Here is a 2,389-nt window from a genome sequence, read left to right as displayed (position 1 = left end):
GGACTATATCAATCCCTTCAAACATCTTCTCTGTTATATCTCCAGGCTTTAAAGTTAAAATGGGAGATTGATAGCGGTAATAAAATGTCTTTCCGGAACCATCTTCCCGAATTTCTTTAAAGTTAAGAGATGTTGGATATCCATTTACATAGGCCACATCACTCATGTCCACGCCTTCCCCACGAGCGAAATTATAAATAACTTTACCGAACTCATCCTTGCCTAAACGGCTTATCCATTTTGACCGCAAGCCTAGCCTTGCACAGCCAATCGCAAAATTCAGTTCAGCGCCTCCTACTTTTCGCTCAAAACGGTTAACGAATCTTAAAGGTCCTGTCTCTTCCGGATTTAGCGTGATCATGGCGTCGCCCAGCGTTAAAACACCATATTTTGATGACAATACAGTACCTCCTTCTTGCGAACATTCACAAATGGAAACAAAAACATTTGATCATATCACTTTCATTATGCTTATTAGCTAAATCGATTTAGTAAATTACTAAACCGGTTTGGTAAATCATAAGGAAATTGTAAATGAAAACCCTATCAAAAACAATAGAAAAGTTTGATAATTTGTAATTTTATTTTTATTCGATACTATTTCATATGATATTTCAGCTAAATTTACGATAAATAAACCATATTATGGAAAATGAATAAGAACTGTTTCATCTTTAAATGATTGACTGTTTCAGATTTTTTTCGATCAAATCTTTTACTCTTTGCTATTAATTTGGGAGAAAGTTGTATAATATATCAATTGTTAAATAAGTTTGAAAGGTTGTTTGGAATGAGTTTTTTGAAAATATACATCTTACTTACCGGAATAATGATTACATGGGGGTTAAATGTCTCAGTTATTAAAATTTTAGTTGCGCATACGCAGCCCGTAACGATAACATCTTTGAGAATTTTTACTGCTTCTCTTATCGTCATTATTATCCTTTTCTTCTTTGGACTAATACGCCTTCCTAAAAAAAGTGAACTTTTTTACGTTTTTGGAGGAGCACTTTTGAGTGTCGTTTTTCATCATTATTTTTTAGCTGAGGGATTGACGAAGACTTCCGCCTCGAATGCTGGATTGATTTKGGGCATGGGTCCAATATTGACTGTCATTTTGACCATGATTTTCTTTCGAAAAAAACCTACGTTAATCAAGCTGCTTGGCTTTATATGCGGTTCCCTGGGTGTGAGTTTTACCGTCATGRCAGGAAGCGGAGGACTTCATTCTATTAATCTTGGGGATGTGGATATTTTGCTTTCCATTCTTTCACAGGCATTGAGTTTCATCCTCATTAATAAAGCCTCAAAAACAATGGATCCACGATTATTAACGGGCTACATGATGCTGATCGGGTCTTTTATTCTTTTTGCCATCAGCTTATGGAAGGAACCAGAGGGCTTATCTTCCCTGGCAACCGCACCGCCATCCATCTGGGGAGCTTTCTTTTTCTCCGCTATTTTTGCCACCGCCCTCGGGCACATGAGCTATAATTATGCCATTGGTAAGGTAGGCGCAGCCGAATCATCGATATTTCTTAACTTAAACACCTTATTCTCTTTGTTAGGGGCAGCATATTTCCTTAATGAAGCCCTTGTGCCTGCACATTTCATCGGACTTATCTTCATTGTTTCAGGAGTATTGCTTGGCTCTGGTGCAATTGAAATATGGATTCTCCAAAAGAAAAATAAACGTTTATCTGCCTAACGGCCGGAGCAGAACCTAGATTTCTTGATTTGTAACATATTAACAGACCCTACGACACTACCATTCAAATGGCAGTGTCATGGGGTCTTATTTTTATTGTCCATCCCTTCTTCCAACTACAAATAATTGCAGAATAATAATTGGAGATTCATATCTGTTACAATATACCCAGAAATTTGCTTGGACATGTCCATTGAAGTGTTCCCACTAAGCCAAGCCTTTTTGTCAGTTGTGGCCCTTTTCTTTCTGAGGAACCAAGCTTGGTTTGATGAACTTATATAAAAAAGACTGACTATTTTTTTAGACAGTCAAATATCATGCTTATAAAATTAATCAATTAGCCCAGAGCGCAAACAAACCTTCTGTTACACCCAATTTGTATATATAATAAAGTCCGAATGCAAAACTTATAGCTCCCGCCATTTTGATGAAGATTCGGTTTAAAACGATGTCCTTCCCATTCAAAGCAAACGGTATGCCTAGAATGGTAGTAAAGCACAGCATGCCAATAATTGTCCCTGCGCCAAATATAATGATATAGATAGATCCTTCGCCAATACCGGTTACGGTCGACATCGTTAGAATGACCATTGCGGCACTGCCAGCGAGACCATGGACGAAACCAATTAAAGCAGACACCAAATAAGGACGAAATCTATCTTTCTCGTTCTTAATATCAGG

Annotated in this window: 2 protein-coding genes and 1 pseudogene; 1 reads left to right on the top strand and 2 read right to left on the bottom strand. The window is 37.5% G+C overall.

Going from position 1 to position 2,389, the window contains the following annotated elements; translation table 11 throughout:
* Positions 1 to 400 (bottom strand): PfkB family carbohydrate kinase (locus AC1DVB_RS26650; RefSeq protein WP_477591809.1); only part of this gene is annotated, 400 nt, incomplete at its 3' end.
* A gap of 390 nt (positions 401 to 790) precedes the next feature.
* On the opposite strand from AC1DVB_RS26650, the gene AC1DVB_RS26645 reads away from it, so the two are divergent.
* Entirely contained in the window at positions 791 to 1,708 is a 918-nt protein-coding gene (locus AC1DVB_RS26645; protein ID WP_477591807.1) for a DMT family transporter, read from the top strand.
* A 333-nt stretch (positions 1,709 to 2,041) separates the two neighbouring features.
* On the opposite strand, the pseudogene AC1DVB_RS26640 reads toward AC1DVB_RS26645, so the two are convergent.
* Positions 2,042 to 2,389 (bottom strand): annotated as a pseudogene (locus AC1DVB_RS26640) (urease accessory protein UreH); the annotation flags it as partial.

The sequence above is a fragment of the Peribacillus sp. P4_D6 genome (assembly GCF_056401795.1).
This window is presented reverse-complemented; position numbering and strand designations above follow the sequence as displayed.